Here is a 25,149-nt window from a genome sequence, read left to right as displayed (position 1 = left end):
AATCATGTCGATTAGTGTAGTTTGGCTCAAACGAGACTTGCGTTTATCGGATCATCCGCCACTTCATGCGGCAGTCTCGTCTGGGCGTCCTGTTCTATTACTGTATTGCTTTGAAGATATACTGCTCAATGATCCTCATCATGATCCACGTCATTGGCGTTTTGTTGCTCAATCGCTTGAAGATATTAAAGATCGAGTACCAACCACCGCAATTTGTGTGACCAAAGGTGATGTTATTACCACGCTAAAGACGATTCATCAGCGCTATGGTATTAAATCGCTACATTCTCACCAAGAAATTGGTTTAAATCGAACATTTGAGCGAGACCTCGTGGTAAAGCAATGGTGCGAGAATGCTTCGGTTGTCTGGCATGAATCATCATATGCAGCAGTAATTCGCGCGTTAAAGAGTCGCGAGAACTGGGATCGTAATTGGCAACGTGTGATGCGTGAGCCTATCCTCGAGATTGACTTACAGTCTGTCTGTTGGTTTAACGATTTAGGGCTCCAAGAGAACCTTCCTCAAGCGCCTTTAGACCAGTGGAATACTCAATACGATAGCAACTTTCAACGAGGTGGTGAGGCTGAGGCTTGGCAAGTGTCATCCTCATTTTTTAATGAGCGAGGCCAATCATATTTCTATTCGTTATCAAGCCCAAGTGCAAGCCAACGGCATTGCTCTCGAATGTCTGCACACTTGGCTTGGGGCAACATTAGCCTGAGGCAGTTTTATCAACAACTATTAAATTTTTGGCACAAACCTGGCTGGCGACGTTCACTCGCAGCGCTAAGCTCTAGGCTGCACTGGCACTGTCATTTCATTCAAAAGTTTGAGAGTGAGTCTCGCATGGAGTTTGAGGCAGTTAATCGGGGCTATCATGATTTACCCAGAATTAGTGGTGACTTAGCGCGTACCCGTTTAGCTGCGTGGCAGCAAGGGCAAACTGGTTATCCAATGGTTGACGCTTGTATGCGCTGTTTGCAAAGTACCGGATATATCAACTTTCGCATGCGAGCGATGTTAGTAAGCTTTTTATGCCATCACTTAGCGCTCGATTGGCGCTTAGGCGTCACACACTTAGCAAAACTTTTCCTCGATTATGAGCCCGGCATCCACTACAGCCAGTTTCAAATGCAAGCAGGGGTTACAGGGATTAATACCATCAGAATATATAACCCTGTGAAACAGGGGCAAGAAAAAGACACTGATGGAGCTTTTGTCAAGCAATGGGTGCCTGAACTTGAACAAATCCCTGCACCATTAATTCATACACCTTGGGAGCTTTCTCCTATGGAGCAAATGATGTATGGCGTTGAGTTGGGACAAGACTACCCTGAGCCAATCGTCGACTTAGCAGCAAGTTACAAAGAAGCACAGTCACTGCTTTGGAGTTGGCGTAATAGGTTGCCTGTGAAAAAGGAATCACAGCGTATTCTCGCACGACATGTGCGTTCTCAGAATCAATCTAGGCAAAAAAGAGCAAAGGCGTCGGTATGAAAAAATCCCAGTTACCTCAAAAGGTTTGTCCGGTTTGTTCACTACCATTTAGCTGGCGTAAAAAGTGGCGATTGAATTGGGAGCACGTTAGATACTGCTCAAAAAGATGCGCGGGAAAAAGAAACAAATGAATCAAATGAATCAAAATATTGGGCAATGTTACCGACGAATGAGGCTTATCCTAGGTGACCAACTGAACGCGAGTCATTCTTGGTTTAACTCGGTTGATGAGCAGACTCTGTATGTGATCACTGAGTTAAAGCAGGAAACCGATTATGCCAAGCATCATGTCCAAAAAGTTTGTGCATTTTTTGCTGCCATGGAGCACTTTGCCAACGCACTGCGACAAGCTGGGCATCATGTGCTGTATCTTTCGCTGGATGAAACTCATAAATTTGCAGACTTGCCTCAACTTCTGTCACAACTCCTTAGGAAATACCAAGTAACAGCGTTTGATTATCAACTACCAGATGAGTTTCGTTTGAGATCACAGGTTGAAGCGTTCGTGAAAACACTAGATATATCCGTTAATGCATTTGAATGTGAACATTTTTACTTAACTGAAAAGGCGTTAGGCCAGCATTTTAAACGTGGTAAACATCATCGCATGGAGGCGTTTTATCGAAAGATGCGCAAGTCATTTTCATTGTTGATGGATGATAACGAGCCACTGGGAGGACAGTGGAATTTCGATGCGCAAAATAGAGAAAAGTTAAAGCCAGCAGATATTAACAATATTCCAGAACCTTTGATGTTCAGTAATGATGTTACTGACATTCTGTCACGGCTAAGTCGGCATGAAGTAAAAACGATCGGACAAGCAAACAAGACATTATTGTGGCCCGTTAATCGACAGCAGTCAGTTGAATTACTCAAGTACTTCTGTCAATTTTGTCTGCCTCAATTTGGCCGCTTTCAAGATGCTATGACCTGTCAGCAGGATTTACTTGCCCAGCAAAATACATGGAGCTTATATCATTCACGACTGTCATTTGCGTTAAATAGCAAAATGATAAGTCCACAACTCGTTGTTGATACCGCCATTGAATACTATTGCGCTCATTCTGATTTGATTAATCTAGCCCAGATAGAAGGGTTTGTTAGGCAAATTATTGGCTGGCGAGAGTTTATCAGAGGTATATATTGGGCCAATATGCCCGAGTATTCGACAATGAATGCGTTATCTGCAAGTCGGCCGTTGCCTGATTGGTTTTGGACGGCTGATACCAAAATGAATTGTCAACATCATGCAATCAACCAGTCTTTAACATTTGCCTACGCACATCATATTCAAAGACTCATGATTACCGGGAATTTTTGTCTAATTGCTGGTATTGACCCTTCGGAAGTTGATGCTTGGTATTTGGGCATCTATATCGATGCAATTGAATGGGTAGAAATGCCAAACACTCGAGGAATGAGCCAATTTGCTGATGGTGGCATTGTCGGTTCAAAGGCTTATGCTGCCAGTGGAAACTATGTCAATAAGATGAGTGACTATTGCGCCAGTTGTCATTATCAAGTAAAAGAAATAACGAGCACAAATGCTTGTCCGCTTAATGCCTTATATTGGCGCTTTATGGTCAATCATGAAACGCAATTTAAAGCGAATCCAAGAAATCGAATGGTTTATGCTAACTGGTATAAAAAATCTGAAGCACAGCGCGAGCAAGTACTTACAAAGGCAGAAGAGTATTTAGCAAATATCAATACCTTATAGGTTGGTGATGTCGCTATTAATTTAGTTCGATAGTTGCTTGCTTTAATGCCTTTTTCACTGCTCTTTTTTGCTCAGCTTTTAGAATGTGTTTACTAATCCACTTAATCAGTTTTGGTGTGATCTCAGGTGGAAAGTCATGGCCCATACCGTCAACAATTTTTAGCTTGTTTTTCTTAATTGATTGAGCGGTTTCAATCCCATCTTGAAGAGGAATTACAGGATCTTGATTACCATGAATAACAAGCGTTTTTACTTTGATTGACTTGAGGAGATGTCGACGACAACCTGAAGCCGTGAGGGCGGCTAATTGGCGAGATATACCGTCAGGGTGGTAACCTCTTTCTATATGGAATTTTGCTTGCTGATAGAGTTGTTTGTCATCAATTGGAAACGAGGGACTACCAATTAGGCGATTGAGTTTTACATTGTAGTTAATTGCAGCTTTTCGATTACTAGAGTTTGGGCGGTTTGCCAATTGCATGAACATTCGGAGGCGAGATACTGTTAACCCTTGAGGTCTGGCTGATGACATTAGGCAGGTAAGGCTCAATACCTTCTTTTTGTTATTTGCTGCCAAAATTTGTGCAATCATTCCGCCCATAGAAGCGCCAATAAAATGTGCCTTTTTGATCTTCAAATACGACATGAGTGCTAAGGTATCTTGAACCATGTCCTCGAGCAGGTAGGGAGCTTTCGCTTTGCTGGTAAATTTTCGAGTTGCCCAAGTTTTCAGGACGTTGGGTTTACCATAGTGACTGAGTAATGATGATTTTCCCGTATCTCGGTTGTCAAATCGAATAACCCGAAATCCCTTGTTGACAAGCCCGTAGTACAACTCATCAGGCCATACCGTCATTTGTGCACCTAGCCCCATTATTAAGATAATCGCAGGGTGTCCTTTCTTGCCTGTATCCTGGTAACTAAGGTTGATGCCAGATTCAAGCTGGGCAACTTTTTCCATAGTAGTGCGATAAATCACATAGCAAATAACACGTCATGTTAAATAAGCAATAATAAGGCTTGATGAAATTATTGTGAAAATTACACTTTTCTATTTAAAAGTTAGCTTGCATTAGGTGGCTAACATTTTTCCTATTACCTTGAGCGCGGCGACGCGTTTGGGTGTCATTTTATGCTGAAAGCTTAAGCGTAAATAATTGGAATAGCTATTTCGATGAGAAAAAAGAATGCCGGGCGTTACAACGATGTGTTTGTTGAGTAACGCATGATATAGCGCCATGCTATCTATCGGTTTTGGCAACTCAACCCACAAAGCGATTCCACCATTGGGGACAGTATACTTTATGTTAGTAGGCCAATGTTGCTGAATCACATCAACAAGTGTTTGTAATTGATTGTTTAATTGCAGGTTTGTGTAGTTGATATGCTTTCTGTAGCCCCCTTGATGCATAAATTGGGCGAGTCCTGCTTGGACAGAGCGGCTTGCTGCTAGCATGCTTGTTAGCTTTAAATGTTCGATTTTCTTTTGCCACTTTCCACCCGCTACCCAGCCAATTCTTATGTCTTTAGACAGTACTTTCGACACAGAGCTAGAAATAATGACACGATTTTGGACATCATATGACTTAAGTGATGACACTGTATTTGAGAACGATATTTCGCCATAGATATCATCCTCAATTAGCGCAAAATCATATTTGTTGGCAAGCATTACCAAACTTTTTCTGCTTTCTTCTGGCATTAAGCTACCTGTCGGAGTAGCGAAATTTGGTGTTGCGATACAAGCCTTGATGTTTTGATTTTTAAGTACGGATGACAAGTGTGTAACATCTAATCCGGTTAAAGGGTGAGATGATATTTCAACAACTTTTAGTTTTAGCTGCTCCAATAGAAGCAATGAACCATAAAATGTTGGACTTTCTACTGCAACGACATCACCAGGCTCGCAACAGGCCATGAGCGCCAACATAAGGCCATGCTGACAACCTGATGTTATACATAGTTCTGACGCATCGATTGGAATGTTACGTTGGCGATAGCGCAGACTAATTTGTTCTCTGAGTAATCTTAACCCTTTTGGCGTGTCATAGTGACTCGTTCTAAATGGAATTTCCTCGCGAAAGGCTCGACGAAGACATTTGTTCAACGACGCTAAATGGCTTGTTGGTGGTGTAGATTGCTCGTTGGGAATAATGTCAAAAGCGGCTTGCTTTGTCATAACATCATAAAAAACATCGGATAAGGAAACTTTACTTAAAGTGGTATCTGGGAAATGCTGTTCAGGTACCCTTTGCATGTTCTGTTTGGTTTGTGTAACGAAGTAACCAACCTTTGGCTTTGCGACAATAAACCCTTTCATTTCAAGATCATTGAGCGCACTGATGACAGTATTTTTAGCAACGCCATGGCTGTCCATGAGCGAGCGAATAGACGCTAAACGCTCACCACTTTTCAACAGTCCCAGCGTAATTTTTTCTTGAATAGAATGACTTAGTTGTAAATAAAGTTTTGTCATGTCGCATATCTACAAATACTTAACTGTACCCATTGTAATATAACTTTTTGTCCCTGTAACCATGTCGGTCTTGAAATTAGAATTGCCGGCGAAATTTTTGCTCACCACGTGGCAGTACGAGGTTACGATGAAAAACTTTGACAACACTTCACCTGTTATCTTTCAAACCGCAGATATTGATAAGGAAATTATCATCAAGGAGCAAACAGGAAGTTGGCAACGATTGCGCAGGTTAATCGCAACATTTTTGATGGTTATTTTTGCGGGCTTACCATTTATCGAGTTTAATGGTCAGCAAGCGATTTTGTTTGATATCGGTGCTCAGCAACTTCGCTTTTTTGGCTTGATCTTCTATCCACAAGATTTACTGATTTTCTTTTTTGTTTTTGTCATAGCGGCATTTTTACTGTTTTTTGTTTCTGCTCGGTATGGTCGTTTGTGGTGTGGTTTTCTCTGTCCTCAAACGATTTGGAGCTTTATGTTTTTCTGGACTCAATTTCGCTTTGAAGGTAACTATCAAGCGCAGAAAAAACTTAGCAAATTGCCATGGTCAACGGACAAGTTAACCCGGAAAGGTTTAAAACACGTTGCTTGGCTGCTCATTGCCTTTTTTACTGCAACAACATTTATGAGCTACTTCACGCCAGTAAAGCCTCTTTACATTGCTATTTTTACGGGTGAGTTGAGTGCTTTATTTTGGGGCTGGGTATTATTCTTTGCGTTTGCGACATATACAAACGCTGGTTGGATAAAAGAGAAAATGTGTGAGCATATGTGTCCGTATTCTCGCTTTCAGTCAGCAATGATCGGTGACGAAACAAAGGTCATTACTTATCAAGCAAGTCGAGGTGAGCCCAGAGCGCCAAGAAAACTAAACCGCGAAAAACCTGACGGTCTTGGCGATTGTGTTGATTGTAATTTATGTGTCCAAGTTTGCCCTGTCGGAATTGATATTCGCCAAGGCTTTCAATACCAATGTATTAGTTGTGGCTTGTGTATTGATGCATGTAACCAAGTGATGACTCGTTTTGGCTATGCTAAAGGACTTATTGCTAATGTAGCAAATAGAGCCTCTAATAAACTGCGCTCAATTGCCTATATTAGTGTCATTGTAGTATTTACCGCTATCTTTGCTGTTTGGCTTGCAAACCGTTCGCTCATTGAGGTGAGTATTATTAAAGACAGAAATGTCCTCTATCGTGAAAATCTCGACGGCAGATTTGAAAATAGTTATCAAATCAAGCTGTTAAATAAAACTAATCAAGCGAAACGGTTAATTTTATCTTTACCTGAAAATGAAGGTTTTACGATAGAAAATAACAAACCCATTCTGCTGGATAAAGAGGAAAACAAACTGCTACTGATCAATGTCACTTCGCCAGAAGGGCATAGCGCTCAATTTACTGAGCTAACCTTCATGCTGACGAGTGAACAAGAGAAAGTGATAACAAAAAGTAAGTTTCACGCAAAAGCTTGGTAAAATGACAAGATATTGATCTAACAACTTGTTGTTATTGATAAAAGCTTTCATAATTGTGTTTCGAGTGAGTTTTCGCGGAAAAAAGGAATGTTTATCCCATGAGCACATTGAGTGAAGCAGTGACCCAAAAATTGTTGGTTAGTCCATTACCTGCTGCTTTGACATTGGAGCAATGTGCTAAAGAGCTACACATGAGTACGACCTCTTTTAGGCGAAAACTTGCTAATGACGACACAAGTTACAAAGCGATTCAAACAAAATTTTTAAATGCATTATGTGTAGAGTCGCTACGAAAAAATAGCATAAAGATTGATGAATTAGCCTTTAAACTTGGCTATTCAGAAAGGGCAACATTCGAACGTGCATTCAAACAGAAGTTTAATATAACACCTTCACAATATCGTAACTTAGCGAATACGTCGCAAACACACGATCAGAAAACAACTTTTAGCCAAATTATTGATTCGTTGCCTCCAATGCCAAAAAGCTGTGCAGAGCTGATTAAATACAAAGCGACGGGCAATATTGATTTGGACAGAGTTGTTGACATTATTGAGTTGGACCCTGTTTTTACTGGGCGTGTCATGGGGCAAGCGAGTACAGCCGTTTATGGCAAAACGCCTGCGGATTTGCATGAAGCAATAGGGCGAAATATTGGCATTGATAATGTTATCAATTTTGCCGTTTTATACGGAATTGGCGATGCACTAAACGAGGTAGTCGATGAACAGTTATTGAAGACTTATCATCGTTCATTTTCTCTTGCTGCGAATTGTTTAACGTGGTTTAAAAATAGAAAGCTCTTTGATCAATCTGTAGATTATGCAATTAGCCAACAAGTGTTAATGTTTGGTTTGATTGGTATATTTTTGTTAAATCATCGTGAGATGCCAAAGGCAGATTATGTTATCCCAGCGGTTGAGGGGATTGATGAACTCTCTATTTTGAATAAACAACTTGAGAAAGTCTGTGGCGTTAGTATTTTTTCTGCGTCAGCGCTGATGCTTTCGCAGTGGCACATTGATGTTAATGTCGTCAAATGGCTACTAGCATTAGATAAGTTGAAACTAAAGGCGGGCAACTTAACGGGCAACAAGCAAGTATGTGCGTTTCATTTTATGCTCGATTGTTTGTATCGATGTGCAACGCATAGAGAATTCAATGATGACATTTATATGCAAGCAAAGTCATTTGCTATCGATGATCTTGATGGGTTGACGCAAATATTTAATTAGGCCCTGCTGATTTATCTAAAAAGCGTAAACCAGCAGGCAGGATTGGGTTAGCGGTTTCTTTTTCTCGTTAACATAAAGCCAGCTGGTAGCAAGAACATCAATAAAGTTGACGGTTCTGTCACTTGAGCAACCTGCACTAGCGACACGTTATCAATCAAACCACCTAGCGTGTTTTGCTTTCCTGTAGCCGCGAAGCTTAAATTCATTGACGTTGAATTAGCTTGAAATGTTAATGTTTCACGTTCCCAGTTACGTTGCTCTTTACGAGAACCATTAGAGGTGTGAAGCGCTTGGATGCTGCTGTTGAACACCGCATCTGCATCGTACCAATAAACGTTAATCCCATTATCGTTCGTGCCATTAGTTCTTGGTTTGTAGAAGTAATCAAGCTGGTAAGTTTGACCAATAACCAACGAACTAATGGTTTGTGTCATCATAGAATTAGAACCACCACGTTTATGAGAGTCTAACTCAACATGCTGTGAGCCATCTTGTGAACGCGTCACAATATTCTTCTGAATTTCGATTCCGTTACCAGAAGACGTGTACCAACCAGGTAGTGTTGTGAAAACATCCCAGCCCTTTTTCTTATGGCCAAAAGCCGATAAGTCGGTACCGAATACTTTGCCTTTAGATTCAGAATTATCATCAAATATTACTTGTTCAAAGCTACCATTCGTAATCAATGATGCGCTCGCAACATGGCTGACGCAAAACAGGATACTTGCCAAAGATAATCGTTTTATAAATGCAGACATAGTTCAACTTTCAATTGCTATTATTACTTTGAATAATAAGTAACTAGCACGATTAAAAATATGGCTAAAGTGTCCAATTTAAGTTTTAAAGAATTATTGCGGTGTCTATAACTTCATAGTTTATAGTTGATTAAATGATCCCTCAGGTATTGGAAAATTATGTTGACCATCAATCAAGTTGCTAAGAAGTTTGGTTTATCAAGAAGCACTTTATTGTATTACGACAAAATTGAATTGTTATCACCGACTACTCGATCAGGAGCTAATTACCGTTTATATAGCGCCCATGACGTTGAAAAGATGACAAAAATTTCAGCTTTTCGTGAAGCAGGGCTTACCTTAGATGAAATAAAGCCTCTCATTGAAGATAGTGAAGGTGATACAAGTCAGGTGCTTGCGGCTCGATTGGAAAATATTAATAACGAAATGAATCGACTGCGTCAACAACAGCAATTCATTGTGAAGTTGCTTGGCAAGGATTCATTGCTTGGTCAAACCAAAACGGTTAACAAGGAACAGTGGGTAAATATATTGAGAGCTTCAGGGATGACTGACGAAGATATGCATCGATGGCATATAGCGTTTGAAAACGACCTACCTGCAATGCATGAAGACTTTTTATATTCGTTAGGATGTGAAAAAGAAGAGGTAGAAAGTATTAGGCGTTGGTCGCATCGTTGTAGGAAATAATTTTACTTTTCCTATAAAAAAGGCCCAGTCACTATTGACTGGGCCTTGTGGTGATTATAATGGATTTATTCGGTAGAGAACGATGGTATTCGTTCCTGCGATATAGTTTATATAACGCGTCCCTGTACCATCAATTTCAACGATAGTCGGTAGGACGGTCTGCACAGTTGTTTGACTACTTTGTGTTTGCGCATTGTCGTAGCCTTCAAGAAACACTGTCGGTGTTGCGTCGGCGCGTAGGATCATTGGTTGTTTATTTTGCGTTGCAACAAGTCCTAAGGTTGAGAGGTTTGATCCGGCATTTAATCGACCATTATCGGTAAAACCTGCTCCATCAAAACTTATCCAATCTGTCGAACCATTGAGTACATAAATGTTGGTGTCCTGATCATTCACTACGATGTCAAATAATGACGTGTTGCCACCATTGTCTGGGCGGTATGATTGATCGAAGGTTAAATCAATCATTTCTTGTGAAAAGTCATTAACTTGCGCGGTAAACCTGTAGAGATCAGCACCACCGTTAGTTATATACAATGCATTCGTTGCATTGGCAAAATCAACGTTATCAACTGTTAAGCTATTAGGATCTTGATGAATCAAGGTTAAATTTAACGCGGCAAATTCTAATGCATCCGTGAGGATAAAATTTCGCCCACTTATCACAAGGTGTTCTACTGGCTTGCCAGTGATATCTGCGTCTGTAAGTTCAGTAACTTGGTTCGTTTGCAAGTCAACGTGATAATGATATGTGGTTGTAGTTTCTGCGCCCTCTGCATCAGTAGTGGATTCTTGAGCGAGTGCAAATAGGTGCTTACCATCTTTTGAAATAATTAGGTTTTCAATATCAAGATCTGAAGAGTTTAGCGTTAACGTATTTTCAAGATTCAATGAATACTGATGATAGACTCTAATGGTATTGTCAACGGCTGCATATAAATATGGCGTAAGCGGATTCACGGCTAAACCATCGGTATTAACGGTAATGCTATCAATTGATTCGGAGTCTGCAAGGGTTGCTTCACTGTGATAAATATTCACCTCAACAACGGCCGGTTGAGCGCTTAAACTATCTGTCGACTCTATGGTAATTTGCGCTTGTTCTGTCGTTTCGGCTGTTATCAGGCTAGCATCTGCTTCAACGGTTAATGAGCTGCCATCACTTGACGGCGTTAACGTTAGCCAGTCTACATTTGAACTTGCTTGCCAAGTAAGTGCCGATTCAGCGTTGGAATGGATGTCGATTGATTGTGTTAAAAATTCTGTATTGGCGGTTTTGACTAAGCTTAATGCTGATTGACTCGTAGTGACGTAGAGCTCGTCAAGGGTCAGTGAAACAGGAATCGTTTGCTCTGAGTTTGTTGTGCTTTCACTGATGGTGATAGAGCCTTCGATTAAGCCAGCTGCTTCAATCGCCGAGTAATTAGCGGTTGCAGTAATCGTTTCGAGTTCACCTGTACCTTCACCTTCGGTTGATGCGAACGATAACCAGTCGAGATCGCTACTGATGGTATAATTTGTATTACCTGCAATTAGGCGAACATCAAACTCATCTGTTGCAGTGTTACCTTTTGTTGAAGATAAGTTAATGGCTGTATCATCAATTGTTAACTGCCAAATGTTGAGGCTCACGGCAATATCAGCGTGGACAAATTGGTTGTTATCAATATCACCACTTGTTACACGAATGTCTGTTGTATATGTGTTTGCTGCTATTTGATCTTCAAAGTCTAAGCGAAACTCAATTTGTGCTGTAGACTCGGTGACCTCTGTTACTTGGTAATTTAACCATGAAGGGACTGAACCATCATTTGGTATACCGACCAGAAGTCCTTTACCTGAGTAGTTAACATTTACCGTAATTGTTTCATCTGACTCAGTGCCTGCTTCATTGATGAACTCGATCGCAGATTGGTCGACGCTGACACGATAATTATCGTTACTGTTACTCGATGAGCCACCGCAAGCGGCGAGCAAACTTGACAATAAGAAAACGATAAAAGATGAAGCCAAAGGGTTAAGTTGAACTTTCATATTCATCCTTGTGCAATATTAGTATTATTTTTTCATTTATTATCTTCTAATATTGCGTGATTGTTAACACAAAGTAAAAGAGAATCTGCCTAATTTGTCTGTGAATGTGGTTAATTAATATTCTTATGTTTTAAAGCTGTTATTTAGGTGGTGTTTATAGGTACAATAAACTATTAAAATTTGTCAGCTTTAACTTTTTTGAATAAAGATATATTACACCAGTCAATTTCATACTTAGCTCGTCGTGAACACACGCAAAAAGAGTTAGTGCAAAAATTAAAAAATAAAGGTTTTGTGCACGATGAAATAGATGAAGTATTACACTTTTTGATAGAAAACAATTATCAAAGCCAGTTCCGCGCAGCGCAAAGCATTATTCGCAATCGCGTCTCAAGGGGATATGGTCAGTTTTATATTCAAAATGAGCTGAAGCAAAAAGGTATCTCAAGTGATATTGAACGGATGGCATATCAAGATGAGCCTGTAGATTGGTTCGAGTTGGTAACACAAACGTACTTGAAAAAATATGGTGACATCGCCATTAAAGATCCTAAAGACAAAGCGAAAAGAATTCGATTTTTACAATCGAGAGGGTTTTCATATGATGAAATTGCCTCTGTATTGTCATTAAGTTAATTAAAGAAGTGGGTATCACCATGATCAAAACAAGTGCCGAAATAAGACAGGCATTTTTAGATTTTTTTGCATCAAAGCAGCATCAAATTGTTGATAGTAGCTCGTTAATTCCGGGTAATGATGCAACATTATTATTTACCAACGCGGGTATGGTGCCGTTTAAAGATGTATTTTTAGGCGCAGAAAAAAGAAGTTATACACGAGCAACCTCGTCTCAACGCTGTGTACGCGCTGGTGGTAAACATAACGATTTAGAGAATGTAGGATACACAGCTCGTCACCATACGTTTTTTGAAATGTTAGGTAACTTTAGTTTTGGTGACTATTTTAAAGAAGATGCTATCGGCTTTGCCTGGGAATTCTTAACAGTTGTTTTAGGTCTGCCGAAAGAAAAGCTACTTGTAACGACATACGAAACCGACCAAGAAGCATTTGATTACTGGGCGAACGAAATTGGTGTACCAAAAGATCGTATCATTCGTATTGGCGACAAATCACCAAACAAAAAGTTTGAATCTGATAACTTCTGGTCAATGGGTGATACAGGTCCTTGTGGTCCGTGTACTGAAATTTTCTACGATCACGGCGATCATATTTGGGGTGGTCCTCCAGGTTCACCTGAAGAAGATGGTGATCGCTTTATCGAAATCTGGAACCTAGTATTTATGCAGTACAACCGTCAAGCGGACGGTACAATGGAACCATTACCTAAACCATCTGTTGATACAGGTATGGGGTTAGAACGTATTGCAGCAATCATGCAAGGCGTTCACAGTAACTATGAAATAGATACCTTCCAACATTTAATCAAATCAGCGGCTCATCTATTAGAGTGTAATGACTTAGAGCACAAGTCGTTACGTGTTATTGCTGATCATATTCGTTCATGTAGCTTCTTAATTGCTGATGGTGTTATGCCATCAAACGAAGGGCGTGGTTATGTGCTACGTCGTATTATTCGTCGTGCTGTTCGTCATGGCCACAAGTTAGAAGCTAAATCACACTTCTTCCACAAGCTAGTTGCAGCCTTAGTTGAAACAATGGGACAAGCATACCCTGAGTTAATAAAGCACCAAGCAATTATTGAAAAAATGCTTCGTATCGAAGAAGAGCAATTCGGTCGTACTTTAGATCGTGGTATGGCGCTTTTAGAAGATATTTTAACGAATCTAGAAGGTGATACTGTCAGTGGTGATGATGTATTCAAGTTATACGACACTTACGGTTTCCCAGCAGATTTAACAGCAGATATTGCGCGTGAGCGTGCATTATACATTGACCACAATGGTTTTGATGTAGCAATGGGCTTACAGCGCGAACGTGCTCAACAAGCTAGTCAATTCGGTACAGATTACAACGAACAACTTAAATCTGAGCATGTCACTGATTTTAAGGGTTACACAAAACACGAAACACACGCGACAGTTGTTGAATTGTTTGCTGAAGGTGAACCAGTAAGTAAAATTGAAGCGGGCCAAAAAGGCGTTGTTGTTTTAGACCATACAACATTCTATGCAGAATCAGGTGGTCAGGTCGGTGATAGTGGCGTTATTACTGTTAACGGTGGCGAATTTGTTGTTAATGACACGGTAAAAATTGGCGATGCATTTGCGCACCAAGGCGTTGCTAACGCTCCTATTCAACTCAATGAGCGTGTTAATACCGTTATTGACGTTGAACGTCGTGAAAAAATTATCAAAAACCACACAGCAACTCACTTGTTACACGCAGCGTTGCGCAAAGTGTTAGGTGACCATGTGACTCAAAAAGGTTCACTGTGTGACGATGAAAAACTACGTTTTGATTTCTCTCACTTTGAAGGTCTAACGAAAGACGAACTGCGTGAAGTTGAGCGCTTGGTGAATGACGAAATTCGTAAAAACCATACACGTGATACTGAATTGATGGATATCGAAGATGCAAAAGCTAAAGGTGCAATGGCATTATTTGGTGAAAAGTATGACGATGAAGTTCGTGTTGTAACACTTGGAGATTTCTCTACTGAGCTATGTGGTGGTGTACATGTAGAAAGCACCGGCAATATCGGCTTATTTAAATTAGTAACTGAACAAGGTATTGCTGCGGGTATCCGTCGTATCGAAGCCGTTACTGGTGAAGCTGCACTAGCATATACCGAACAGCAAAGTGATCTTATTGCTATGCTTTCATCGTTAGTTAAAGGTGATAGCTCGAATGTTCAGGAAAAAGTTGAACAGCTTCTTTCTAAAACTAAACAGTTAGAAAAAGAAGTTACACAACTCAAGCAAGCGATGGCGGCACAAGCCGGGGCTGACTTAGTTAGCCAAGCAGTAGACATCAATGGTGTTAAGGCATTAATTGCTGCTATTGACGGTGTTGAAGCGAAGTCGTTGCGTGGTATGGTTGATGACCTTAAGAACAAAATGGGGTCTGGCATTATCATGTTAGCAACGTCTCAAGAAAGCAAAGTAAGCTTGATTGCCGGTGTTACAAAAGATCTGACAGGTCAGGTCAAAGCAGGGGAGTTAGTTAACTTCGTTGCCCAACAAGTTGGTGGTAAAGGCGGCGGTCGTCCTGATATGGCGCAAGCTGGCGGTAGCCAACCTGAAAATATTCCTGCGGCTATGGCAACAGTGCAGCCATGGTTGCAAGAAAAGCTTAGTTAGAACGGTCTTGATGTATAAGGCTCGTTTTTAGAGCCTTACACACTTAAAAGATTGGTAACAACTAAGAACACTTTAGTTAACAAGAGTAACAATTTACTTTGTTATAATTAACGCAAAGTTAACGATTTATTCAGTTAATTTAAAGAAAATTTAGACTAATTTCATAATCTTGGCTATTACTAGATAGAGAAGTATGAAAATGGACATCTAAAATCTAGCTTTATAATCTGTGGACCTCATTAGTAAAAGGAACCAATAATGTTAATACTTACTAGACGCGTAGGCGAAACCCTTATGATTGGTGACGAAGTTACTGTGACTGTATTGGGTGTAAAAGGAAACCAAGTACGAATTGGTGTTAATGCTCCAAAAGAAGTTTCAGTACATCGTGAAGAAATTTATATGCGTATACAATCAGAAAAAGGTGAAGGAGAACCTTCGGGCAACTTCTAAAAAATTTTCTGACAAGAAGCCGATTTTTGAATCGGCTTTTTTTATGGCTGTTTTTTAATGTTTTCTAACATTATTCCCTGCATTGAATGCTTGATAATGTATGAAAAACGCCCGACTTGAACGAAATATCTTCAAACGGAAAGAAAAGTAAAAAAAGCGTTTGACTTATTTTTTTTATCCCTTATTATTCACCGCACGTTGGTGAGGTGGCCGAGAGGCTGAAGGCGCTCCCCTGCTAAGGGAGTATAGGCGTTATACCCTATCGAGGGTTCGAATCCCTCCCTCACCGCCATTATCTTTATTGATAATAACGTATCAAATATTGCGGACGCGTAGCTCAGCTGGATAGAGTACCTGGCTACGAACCAGGCGGTCGCAGGTTCGACTCCTGCCGCGTCCGCCACTTTGATAACAAGTGGCAATGCAATATTTCTCAGCTAATATTAAGGCTGATAAAAGAAGTTAATATACCGCGGACGCGTAGCTCAGCTGGATAGAGTACCTGGCTACGAACCAGGCGGTCGCAGGTTCGACTCCTGCCGCGTCCGCCACATTCAAGGAAGCTGACTTTTAGTCAGCTTTTTTATTTTTAGCTTTGATTGAAGCTTAATCAATCTATCCGGAACTAGGATATAAAAGAAAGGTTACCGCGAACACGTAGTGTTGCTGGATAGAAATATCAGGTAACGATGGCTACGAACAAGGTTCGTTATCCGGAACTAGGATATAAAAGAAAGGTTACCGCGGACGCGTAGCTCAGCTGGATAGAGTACCTGGCTACGAACCAGGCGGTCGCAGGTTCGACTCCTGCCGCGTCCGCCACTTTTACTCGGTAAAGAGTAAAAAAAGCTGACTATATGTCAGCTTTTTTGCTTTCTGTCGTTTGTAAAATCTAACGTGTAGCTCGGTTGGATAGCTTGTCTGAAAACTGTTGGTTACGAGCCCCATTGCGGTCGCAGGCTCGACTCCTAGAGCAATCGACATATAAACTCATTATGAGTAGAAAAAGCTGACTATATGTCAGCTTTTTTGCTTTCTGGCGCTTGTTAAATCTAACGCGTAGCTCGGTTGGATAGCTTGTCTGGAAACTGTTGGTTACGAGTCCCTGTGTGCTTAAGGGGGCGAATGTTCACAGCCAATTCAATATTAACTTATTTATTGCACATCGCATTTCAATTGCCGTTTCTTATTCATTTATCGCGAGTTAAGTGAATCGGAAAGTAACGTCTTATTCTTTAACAACTGTTTAGCGCTTTTGCCGTATTGAGCATGCCTATTTTTTGAATTAGGTATTATGAATTCATGTGAATATATATTCACTGATATCGGTTTAATTTATTTTAAATGTATCTTTGTGTGAATAATTATTAGAGTTAATTCGAAATAGTTATTAAAACTTATGTTTTAGTTCTTGACAGTAATTATTTTTAACAAAATGCAAATTCTTGCTTGCAATTTTATTATTGGAGTGATTATTCTATTTCTCAAAAAATAGGTTAAGAGTTAATCATGGAATCACTAAGTCAACAATTTATCGAGGCTGGCACCTTGATGTTCGCCGGTATGGTATTTGTCTTTTTATTTTTAGGCATTTTGGTGATATTTATCAATGCCGTACTAGTCCCGCTTTCGAAAAAGTTTCCTGATCCACAACCTGTTCAAAAGCCAACCCCGACCAAATCTGCGCAAGTTCAGGGGATTCAACCAAATGTTGTTGCAGCAATAAGTGCTGCGGTTGCTAACTTCCGTCAAAAACATAATAAAGAGTAGGAGCATATCATGACTAAACCATTGGGCATTACAGAAGTAGTCCTGAGAGACGGTCACCAATCATTACTGGCAACACGCCTTCGTTTAGAGGACATGTTACCGATTGCTCCTAAGTTGGATGAAATTGGCTTTTGGTCAATTGAGTCTTGGGGTGGGGCAACATTTGATTCATGTATTCGCTATTTGGGTGAAGATCCATGGGAGCGTATTCGAGCCTTGAAAAAGGCGATGCCAAACACGAAACAACAAATGCTATTTCGCGGTCAAAATATTCTAGGTTACCGCCATTATGCAGATGATGTTGTCGAAAAATTTGTTGAACGTGCTCATGTTAATGGTATCGATGTGTTCCGCATATTTGACGCAATGAACGATACGCGCAATTTAGAAACGGCAATTAAAGCTGCAGTCAAAGTTGGTGCCCACGCTCAAGGTACATTGAGCTTTACTGAAAGCCCTGTCCACACTTTAGATACGTGGTTAGATATGGCGAAGAAGCTAGAAGACATGGGTGCTCACTCTCTTTGTATAAAGGATATGGCTGGCTTATTGAAGCCTTATGCCGCTCAAGAACTCGTTTCTCGTTTAAAAGAAACCGTTTCCTTACCAATAGCCTTGCACTGTCATGCAACAACCGGTTTAAGTGTTGGTACACATATAAAGGCAATTGATGCCGACGTCGATGTTATTGATACATCAATTTCATCAATGAGTATGACTTACGGCCATTCGCCGACGGAAACTATTGTTTCTGCTGTTGAAGGTACGGCGCGAGATACTGGTCTAGATATGGTCAAACTCGCTGAAGTTGCTGCTTACTTTAGAGATGTTCGTGAAAAATACGCGAAATTTGAAGGTAGCCTAAAAGGTGTAGATGCTCGAATTTTACTCGCTCAAGTACCTGGTGGCATGTTAACGAACATGGAAAGCCAATTAAAAGAGCAGGGTGCAGCCGATCGATTAGATGAGGTACTTGAAGAAATTCCTCGTGTACGTAAGGACTTAGGTTACATTCCGTTAGTGACGCCAACGTCTCAAATTGTTGGCACACAGTCTGTACTGAACGTGCTGACTGGCGAACGCTATAAGTCAATTACAAAAGAAACTTCTGGTGTACTCAAAGGCGAATATGGCTCAACACCTGCCGAGGTGAACAAAGAATTGCAAGAGAGAGTGCTTGAGGGTAAAGACGTTGTAACATGCCGTCCAGCAGATTTGCTATCTCCGGAGCTAGACAACTTAACTGCTGAACTTGAGCAGCTTGCTACTGAAAAGTCACTTAACTTGGCGGAAGAAAAGATCGATGATGTACTGACTTATGCGTTATTCCCACAAATCGGTTTGAAGTTCTTAGAAAACCGTAACAACCCTGATGCCTTTGAGCCAGTGCCAACGAAAGAAGATGTGGTTGTTGCACAAACGCCGTCACAGAAACCTGCTGCACAAGAAAGCTATTCAGTCAGTGTTGACGGTAAAGTGTACGACGTTGTTGTGGCTCAAGGTGGCGAGATTGCCAATATTGCGCCCAAAGTAAGTGATGCTGCAATTAAACAAACCGCTTCAGTTTCTGCCGAAGAAACGTTGAATGCTCCATTGGCCGGTAACATCTTTAAAGTACTTGTTAGCGAAGGTCAGCAAGTAAGCGCTGGTGATGTTGTGATTATTATGGAGGCGATGAAGATGGAAACTGAAGTTCGTGCTGCGACTGACGGCCAAATCGTTGCTATCCACACCAAAGAAGGTGACAGTGTCGCTGTTGGTGATGCTTTACTAAGCTTAGCGTAAGGGTTGTATTATGGAGCAGTTACATACCTTATGGATGTCGACAGGTTTAGCAAACTTTCAAGTGAATCAAATTATTATGATGCTTGTTGGTGTAGGTTTGCTTTACCTTGCCATTGCAAAAAACTTTGAACCATTATTGTTGTTACCTATCGGTTTTGGTGCGATCTTGACGAATATCCCTCTTGCTGGCTTTTCAGAAGTAGGTGGGGTACTCCATTACATTTACTACGCGGGTATCGATACCGGTATTTTCCCACTTCTCATTTTTATGGGGGTAGGAGCAATGACTGACTTTGGGCCATTAATCGCTAACCCTAAAATGTTGTTTTTAGGGGCTGCCGCACAATTTGGTATCTTTGCTACGTTATTTGGCGCTATAGCGTTAAATGCGATTCCAGGATTTGAATTTAGTCTACAGGATGCTTCTGCTATAGCTATTATCGGTGGTGCCGACGGTCCGACCGCGATTTTCTTAGCATCAAAACTTGCACCTGAATTACTTGGTGCAATTGCAGTAGCTGCCTATTCATATATGGCTTTGGTACCGATTATTCAGCCTCCAATTATGAAGGCGTTTACTAACAAAGAAGAACGCAAAATTGAAATGGCTCAGCTTCGCCACGTGACAAAAGTGGAAAAAATCGTTTTCCCACTCGGCGTATTGATGATGGCTATTTTCTTCTTACCTGCAGCAACGCCTCTTGTTGGTATGTTCTGTTTAGGTAACCTAATGCGTGAATGTGGTGTGGTTGATCGTTTAAGCTCAACTGCGCAAAACGAGTTGATTAATATCGTGACCATCTTCTTGGGCTTAGGCGTTGGTTCAAAATTAGAAGCAGACCAATTTTTAAATGTAGAAACCTTAGGTATTTTAGGACTGGGTGCTGTTGCGTTCTCTATCGGTACAGCTTCTGGTGTATTAATGGCTAAGGTAATGAACAAGATATCAAAAACGCCAATTAATCCACTCATCGGTGCTGCTGGTGTTTCTGCTGTGCCGATGGCGGCACGTGTAGCAAACAAAGTTGGGTTAGAGTCTAACCCTCATAACTTCTTATTGATGCATGCAATGGGACCAAATGTTGCTGGTGTACTTGGCTCTGCGGTAGCTGCAGGTATATTGCTTGCGCTCGTAGGGTAGGCGTCAATTTAGGGTAAAAAAAACCGGAGTATCAACTCCGGTTTTTTGTAAGCGCTTTAATCGCAACAACCGCCTTCATCATCAGATGGCCCACAGCAGCTTGCCTTTTCAGGAGCAACTTGCCCTGTTGCCAATTCTTCTTCAGTCGCTTCACGAACTTCTAAAATTTCAACGTCGAATTTTAAGTCGATACCAGCTAATGGGTGGTTGCCATCAACCGTGATTTCATCGTCATTAACGTCAATCACAATAACTGTTTGCTCGCCTTGATCGGTTGAGGCACGAAGTTGTGTACTTACTTCCAAGTCTTCAACACCTTGCATCAGTTCACGAGAAACAGTTTGAACAAGCTCGTCATGGCGCTGGCCATATGCGTCATCAGCAGCTACTGATACTTCGAAAGTATCTTTTGCTTCATGGCCTATTAGTGCTTTTTCTAGGCCTGGAATCAAATAACCCGTACCGTGGATAATTGCCAATGGGCTGTGATCATATGAGCTATCAATTAAAGTATCTTCACTATCCATTACGGCATAGTGCATGATCACAACTTTGTTTTGTTCAATTTTCATAAAAGGTCTCTTCAGTTATTTATTTAATTTCAGTTGAATATGGTAAAGGTTTAATTTTGCATAGCAAAGATGTTTGCTCTTTAGCTCGAAGTGCTGTTTCAACTTCAATATCGCTTGCCAATACACCTTGTAAGTATACTTCGCCGTTATCTGCGTGATAAGAGGCTAATACATCACCAGCTTTTCGCCAGTTTTCACCGAGTTGTTGTTCCAACAAGGTAATATTTTCTAATGGCACATTTGATTGGCTAACCAGTGAGAAAAGTGCACGTTTGTTTTTGCCTAAATATTGCATTCTTGCGACGGTTTCTTGGCCTAAGTAGCAGCCTTTGTTAAAACTAATTGCACCGATAGCTTGAAGGTTAAGCATTTGTGGAACATATTGATCAACATGAGACTCTGCCATGTAAGGGAAGCCATCTGTTATTTCTAGTAGTTGCCAAACATCTTGGTGAAGTTTAGTAATGCCTGCATCAATTACATCTGTATATGCTTTTTGTGTCGCAATAACATATCGATCAGTTTCTCCGCCTATGTACAAGACAACGACATCCTGTTCTTCTACAACAGGTGTCAGACTATCAGGAACAGTCGATACAATTTTCCCAATAGCTTCTGCACTCTTGCTACCTGCAACAGCATAAAACTTCAAATCTGATGTTTCAGCAATATCTACTTTTGCAAAAACTCCAAATTTTTGAAGTTCTTTCAAAGACGCTTCTAACGTTGTTTTAGGCTGAAGCAGAAGATTGCGCCCATCAGCGTTGAATAATCTAAAAACACTAAACACTTTTCCTTTTGCATTACAATGAGCGCCAGTTAAAAGTTTGGAGTCCGCTAACGACAAAACGTCACAAGTTACTTGGCCTTGGAGGTAGTGATTTTGTTCTTCACCGGTAAGGCTTATTGCAGAAAGTTGCGTTAATTCTAAACTGAATACTTCAGGTAGTTGCGCTAATGAGGGCAATGCTTGAGTCATATTTATCACTTTTGAATGATGAGAATACTTATAGAGTGAGGGTAAAGTGAAAAAAAACAACCGTAGACAAGTTTTTTTCGTATTTAATTGGTAGAATCTAAAGAGCAATCTAGCCTAGGTAATTTACATATTTCGCCTGAGTTCAGATTAACTTGTATTTACTGGTAATAAAAATAAGGTCCTCTATGTCGTTAAGTGAGAATAAAGCCAGATTACGTTGGGCATGTCGTCGCGGTATGTTAGAACTTGATATATTGTTTATGCCGTTTGTGGACGAAGCCTTTGATGATCTATCGGACAAACAAAAAGCTACATTTGAACGTTTACTAGAATGTGAAGATCCGGAACTCTTTGCATGGTTTATGGGACATGAAATCTGTAAGGACGCAGAATTAAATGACATGGTTCAACATATCCTCAATCGAGTTAAAAAGTCATAATTTAACGATAAGGCACTCTAATTTTCCGTTATTGGCGTGCCTTCATATCCTCTATGGCATCGTCGTCTTCTCTTTTTTCACCCCTAAAACATTCATTTATTATTTAATTGTCTATGTAGTCTTAGTGGCGCTATGGCAATACCTAGCGTGTTGGTCCTGGACGACTACATTTGCAATATGGACGCAAAAACTCATTGGCGATGAACGTATTGCAAGCCAATTCCGATTATTTGAAAATGGTGCCATTTCATTTTATGAAAAGAGCAATGATTCGATTACTACAGGAGAACTAAATTCGACAAGCCTAGTATTCTGGTTTGGCGCTCGAATGTGCTGGCAGGAACAAAAAACCAAGCAAAAATATGCTTGGTTTATTTTTAAAGATAGTATGTCAGATGTTGATTACCGACGACTTCTAAGAATCATGAATCAATTAAAACGTCATTAGCTTTCATTGGGCGTTAACACTGTTTCAGCTGAATTTTCAGAAAGATCAGGGTAATCTAATGTAAAGTGTAAACCGCGACTTTCTTTTCGCTCCATTGCACTGCGGATAATGAGCTCCGCGACCTGCACTAGATTACGCAACTCAAGTAAGTTATTGCTCACTTTAAAGTTGACATAATATTCGCTAATTTCTCTTTGCAATAATTCAACGCGGTGTAATGCTCGCTCGAGTCGCTTAGTCGTCCGAACAATACCGACATAATCCCACATGAAAAGGCGTAATTCATGCCAGTTGTGTTGAATAACGACTTCTTCGTCTGAATCTGTAACACGAGACTCATCCCATTTAGGCAACTTTTTGTATTTGCTTCGATGATCAATAACACGTTCAATGTCGAGGGCAGCGGCTCTCGCATAGACTAAGCATTCAAGTAACGAGTTACTTGCCATCCGATTGGCGCCGTGTAAACCTGTATATGAGACTTCACCAATGGCATATAGGTTTTCAATATCGGTACGGCCGTGCTTGTCTATCATGACACCACCACAGGTGTAGTGCGCAGCCGGTACAACAGGTAAAGGCTCTTTTGTCATATCCATCCCTAGTGCACGGGTTTTTTCATAAATGTTGGGGAAGTGCTGCTGGATAAAGTCAGCACTTTTGTGGCTTATGTCGAGAAACATGCAGTCGGCACCAAGACGTTTCATTTCGTAATCAATAGCACGGGCAACGATATCTCGCGGCGCAAGCTCTGCACGCTCATCAAACTCTGGCATAAATCGGCTACCGTCAGGGCGACGTAATATTGCCCCTTCACCGCGCAAGGCTTCGGTTAATAGAAATGTCCCAGCTTTTGGGTGGAACAAACACGTTGGATGGAATTGATTAAATTCCATGTTTGCAACTCGACACCCAGCACGCCATGCCATGGCGATACCATCACCGCTGGCGACATCAGGGTTAGATGTATATTGATAAACTTTACTTGCACCGCCTGTAGCCAAAATAATTTTTTTGGCGTGAATCGCTTCTACTTTTTCAATGTTGCGATTCCAAATGTAAGCACCAATGCAGGCTTTCGTTTTATTTGCTTGTTCAGTAATTAGGTCTATTGCGTTGTAGCGCTCAAATACGCGAATACGCGTATGGGCTTTAACGCGATCGACTAATGTTGTTTGAATCGCTTTACCCGTGGTATCAGCAGAGTGCAAAATTCGACGATGTGAGTGACCACCTTCACGTGTTAGGTGGTATCGTTTTTCGCCTTCATCATTGATTTCATGATCAAATTCGACGCCTTGATTGATTAACCATTGCATACAGGTTTGAGCATTTTCTGCTGTAAAACGAACGGCGTCTTCATTACATATGCCTGCACCGGCAATTAACGTATCTTCTACATGGGAATCAACCGAGTCATTTTCATCAAATACTGCGGCGATACCGCCTTGTGCGTAATAGGTTGAGCCTTCTGTAACGGGACCTTTGCTCAGGATGATAACGTCTGCATTTTTAGCTAAATGAAGAGCAAGCGACAATCCAGCAGCACCGCTACCGATAATTAACACGTCACAATTATGTTGTTGATTCATAAATCAAAGAAATTCGGGTACTATAATAGGGATTATTTTACCGTTAATTTGATAATACGCATAGAATAAATGCGTAATCCATATGGTTTAAAATACTAAATTAAAAAAAAATAAAATATTTTCGAACTTTCTATAATTATCATAGTCCTAAATTGTGCGTTTGCTTTGAGCCAACTATAAAAACAAATTAGTAGTATGTAGGAGAACGAGCTCAAATGAGCGAACAGAACGTTGACCAATTGTTGGTTGAAAAGGTACAACGTGGTGATAAAAATGCATTTAACCTGCTGGTAACTAAGTATCAAAACAAAGTTGCTAGTTTGGTATCTCGCTATGTGAAGAACCAAAGCGATGTTGCAGATATAGTGCAAGAAGCATTTATTAAAGCATATCGTGCTTTGCCAAATTTTAGAGGTGATAGTGCGTTTTATACATGGCTTTATCGAATTGCTGTTAACTGCGCAAAAAACCACATTGTAGCTAGCAGTCGAAAACCTAACAGCCCAGCCGATATTGATGTTGCTGATGCTGAAGTTTACGACAGCTCGGATGTACTGAAAGAGAGTGCATCACCTGAAAAGTTATTATTAACGGACGAAATTCAAGAAGTTTTATTTCGTACGATAGATAAATTACCAGAAGATTTACGTGTAGCAATTAAGCTGCGTGAATTAGATGGGTTAAGTTATGAAGAAATTGCGATTGAAATGGATTGTCCTGTGGGCACGGTAAGGTCTAGGATTTTTAGAGCACGTGAAGCAGTAGATAAGCAAATTAGACCATTACTTCGACGCTAA

22 protein-coding genes and 4 tRNA genes are annotated in these 25,149 nt (G+C 40.6%); 19 read left to right on the top strand and 7 right to left on the bottom strand.

Annotated features, from left to right (window positions below; all coding sequences use genetic code 11):
- Positions 1-4: 4 nt before the first annotated feature.
- From QQK05_RS06850 to QQK05_RS06840, 3 genes are read left to right on the top strand one after another with little or no spacing between them, the layout of a single operon-like run.
- Positions 5-1,498, top strand: a complete 1,494-nt coding sequence (locus tag QQK05_RS06850) for a cryptochrome/deoxyribodipyrimidine photo-lyase family protein (RefSeq protein WP_284296921.1) — start codon at positions 5-7, stop codon at positions 1,496-1,498.
- The gene (locus QQK05_RS06845; protein ID WP_284296919.1) at positions 1,495-1,629 is read left to right on the top strand and encodes a DUF2256 domain-containing protein; all 135 of its coding nucleotides are present in this window, start codon (positions 1,495-1,497) and stop codon (positions 1,627-1,629) included. Before QQK05_RS06850 ends, QQK05_RS06845 begins: the two co-directional genes overlap by 4 nt.
- On the top strand, positions 1,626-3,218 hold the full coding sequence (locus QQK05_RS06840) for a cryptochrome/photolyase family protein (protein WP_284296917.1): 1,593 nt from the start codon (positions 1,626-1,628) through the stop codon (positions 3,216-3,218). Before QQK05_RS06845 ends, QQK05_RS06840 begins: the two co-directional genes overlap by 4 nt.
- Positions 3,219-3,234: 16 nt before the next feature.
- On the opposite strand, the gene QQK05_RS06835 is transcribed toward QQK05_RS06840, so the two are convergent.
- Entirely contained in the window at positions 3,235-4,179 is a 945-nt protein-coding gene (locus QQK05_RS06835; protein ID WP_284296915.1) for an alpha/beta fold hydrolase, read from the bottom strand.
- 111 nt (positions 4,180-4,290) lie between these two features.
- The gene (locus QQK05_RS06830; RefSeq protein WP_284296913.1) at positions 4,291-5,694 is read right to left on the bottom strand and encodes an aminotransferase-like domain-containing protein; all 1,404 of its coding nucleotides are present in this window, start codon (positions 5,692-5,694) and stop codon (positions 4,291-4,293) included.
- Positions 5,695-5,821: 127 nt separating this feature from the next.
- Between QQK05_RS06830 and ccoG the strand changes: the two genes are divergently transcribed.
- Both ccoG and QQK05_RS06820 read left to right on the top strand, forming a co-directional pair.
- Entirely contained in the window at positions 5,822-7,174 is a 1,353-nt protein-coding gene (gene ccoG / locus QQK05_RS06825; RefSeq protein ID WP_284296911.1) for a cytochrome c oxidase accessory protein CcoG, read from the top strand.
- Between the two features lie 98 nt (positions 7,175-7,272).
- Positions 7,273-8,409, top strand: coding sequence for an AraC family transcriptional regulator (locus QQK05_RS06820; protein WP_284296909.1), 1,137 nt, complete (start codon positions 7,273-7,275; stop codon positions 8,407-8,409).
- Positions 8,410-8,456: 47 nt separating this feature from the next.
- Here QQK05_RS06820 and QQK05_RS06815 read toward each other — a convergent pair whose 3' ends face one another.
- Positions 8,457-9,167, bottom strand: coding sequence for a DUF642 domain-containing protein (locus QQK05_RS06815; RefSeq protein WP_284296907.1), 711 nt, complete (start codon positions 9,165-9,167; stop codon positions 8,457-8,459).
- Positions 9,168-9,326: 159 nt separating this feature from the next.
- Here QQK05_RS06815 and QQK05_RS06810 point away from each other — a divergent pair, with 159 nt between their 5' ends.
- Positions 9,327-9,857: a MerR family transcriptional regulator gene (locus tag QQK05_RS06810; RefSeq protein ID WP_284296905.1), complete on the top strand. Its 531-nt coding sequence runs from the start codon at positions 9,327-9,329 to the stop codon at positions 9,855-9,857.
- A 54-nt stretch (positions 9,858-9,911) separates the two neighbouring features.
- On the opposite strand, the gene QQK05_RS06805 is transcribed toward QQK05_RS06810, so the two are convergent.
- Positions 9,912-11,891, bottom strand: a complete 1,980-nt coding sequence (locus QQK05_RS06805) for a BACON domain-containing protein (protein WP_284296903.1) — start codon at positions 11,889-11,891, stop codon at positions 9,912-9,914.
- A gap of 198 nt (positions 11,892-12,089) precedes the next feature.
- Here QQK05_RS06805 and QQK05_RS06800 point away from each other — a divergent pair, with 198 nt between their 5' ends.
- From QQK05_RS06800 to QQK05_RS06755, 10 genes are all read left to right on the top strand, one after another.
- Entirely contained in the window at positions 12,090-12,527 is a 438-nt protein-coding gene (locus tag QQK05_RS06800) for a regulatory protein RecX (RefSeq protein ID WP_284296901.1), read from the top strand.
- A 20-nt stretch (positions 12,528-12,547) separates the two neighbouring features.
- Positions 12,548-15,172 carry an alanine--tRNA ligase gene (gene alaS, locus QQK05_RS06795; protein ID WP_284296899.1) on the top strand — a complete coding sequence of 875 codons (2,625 nt, stop codon included), beginning with the start codon at positions 12,548-12,550 and terminating at the stop codon, positions 15,170-15,172.
- Between the two features lie 258 nt (positions 15,173-15,430).
- Positions 15,431-15,625, top strand: a complete 195-nt coding sequence (gene csrA, locus QQK05_RS06790; protein WP_284206763.1) for a carbon storage regulator CsrA — start codon at positions 15,431-15,433, stop codon at positions 15,623-15,625.
- Positions 15,626-15,825: 200 nt separating this feature from the next.
- A tRNA-Ser gene (locus QQK05_RS06785) sits at positions 15,826-15,917 on the top strand.
- A gap of 34 nt (positions 15,918-15,951) precedes the next feature.
- Positions 15,952-16,028 (top strand) — tRNA-Arg (locus tag QQK05_RS06780).
- Positions 16,029-16,099: 71 nt separating this feature from the next.
- Positions 16,100-16,176: transfer RNA gene (locus QQK05_RS06775), tRNA-Arg, on the top strand.
- Positions 16,177-16,370: 194 nt separating this feature from the next.
- A tRNA-Arg gene (locus QQK05_RS06770) sits at positions 16,371-16,447 on the top strand.
- A gap of 687 nt (positions 16,448-17,134) precedes the next feature.
- Positions 17,135-17,395, top strand: a complete 261-nt coding sequence (locus QQK05_RS06765; RefSeq protein ID WP_284296897.1) for an OadG family protein — start codon at positions 17,135-17,137, stop codon at positions 17,393-17,395.
- Between the two features lie 9 nt (positions 17,396-17,404).
- On the top strand, positions 17,405-19,180 hold the full coding sequence (gene oadA / locus QQK05_RS06760) for a sodium-extruding oxaloacetate decarboxylase subunit alpha (protein WP_284296895.1): 1,776 nt from the start codon (positions 17,405-17,407) through the stop codon (positions 19,178-19,180).
- A gap of 10 nt (positions 19,181-19,190) precedes the next feature.
- A complete protein-coding gene (locus QQK05_RS06755) occupies positions 19,191-20,321 on the top strand; it encodes a sodium ion-translocating decarboxylase subunit beta (protein WP_284296893.1) in 1,131 nt (376 codons plus the stop codon).
- A 56-nt stretch (positions 20,322-20,377) separates the two neighbouring features.
- On the opposite strand, the gene QQK05_RS06750 is transcribed toward QQK05_RS06755, so the two are convergent.
- Both QQK05_RS06750 and ygfZ read right to left on the bottom strand, forming a co-directional pair.
- Positions 20,378-20,893 carry an FKBP-type peptidyl-prolyl cis-trans isomerase gene (locus QQK05_RS06750; RefSeq protein ID WP_284296891.1) on the bottom strand — a complete coding sequence of 172 codons (516 nt, stop codon included), beginning with the start codon at positions 20,891-20,893 and terminating at the stop codon, positions 20,378-20,380.
- A 19-nt stretch (positions 20,894-20,912) separates the two neighbouring features.
- Positions 20,913-21,872, bottom strand: a complete 960-nt coding sequence (gene ygfZ / locus QQK05_RS06745) for a tRNA-modifying protein YgfZ (RefSeq protein ID WP_284296889.1) — start codon at positions 21,870-21,872, stop codon at positions 20,913-20,915.
- A gap of 185 nt (positions 21,873-22,057) precedes the next feature.
- On the opposite strand from ygfZ, the gene QQK05_RS06740 reads away from it, so the two are divergent.
- Both QQK05_RS06740 and QQK05_RS06735 read left to right on the top strand, forming a co-directional pair.
- Positions 22,058-22,312, top strand: a complete 255-nt coding sequence (locus QQK05_RS06740; RefSeq protein WP_284296887.1) for an FAD assembly factor SdhE — start codon at positions 22,058-22,060, stop codon at positions 22,310-22,312.
- Positions 22,269-22,760: a protein YgfX gene (locus QQK05_RS06735; protein WP_407704865.1), complete on the top strand. Its 492-nt coding sequence runs from the start codon at positions 22,269-22,271 to the stop codon at positions 22,758-22,760. Before QQK05_RS06740 ends, QQK05_RS06735 begins: the two co-directional genes overlap by 44 nt.
- Here QQK05_RS06735 and nadB read toward each other — a convergent pair.
- Positions 22,757-24,352: an L-aspartate oxidase gene (nadB, locus tag QQK05_RS06730; protein WP_284296884.1), complete on the bottom strand. Its 1,596-nt coding sequence runs from the start codon at positions 24,350-24,352 to the stop codon at positions 22,757-22,759. The two genes, QQK05_RS06735 and nadB, sit on opposite strands and share 4 nt — an antisense overlap.
- A 215-nt stretch (positions 24,353-24,567) precedes the next feature.
- Between nadB and rpoE the strand changes: the two genes are divergently transcribed.
- Positions 24,568-25,149 (top strand): RNA polymerase sigma factor RpoE, encoded by a 582-nt coding sequence (gene rpoE / locus QQK05_RS06725; protein ID WP_284296882.1) that lies wholly within the window; start codon positions 24,568-24,570, stop codon positions 25,147-25,149.

The organism is Thalassotalea loyana, assembly GCF_030161435.1.
GTDB lineage: Bacteria > Pseudomonadota > Gammaproteobacteria > Enterobacterales > Alteromonadaceae > Thalassotalea_G > Thalassotalea_G loyana.
The sequence above is the reverse complement of the archived record's forward strand: the minus strand, read 5'-3'. Positions and strand labels throughout refer to the sequence as shown.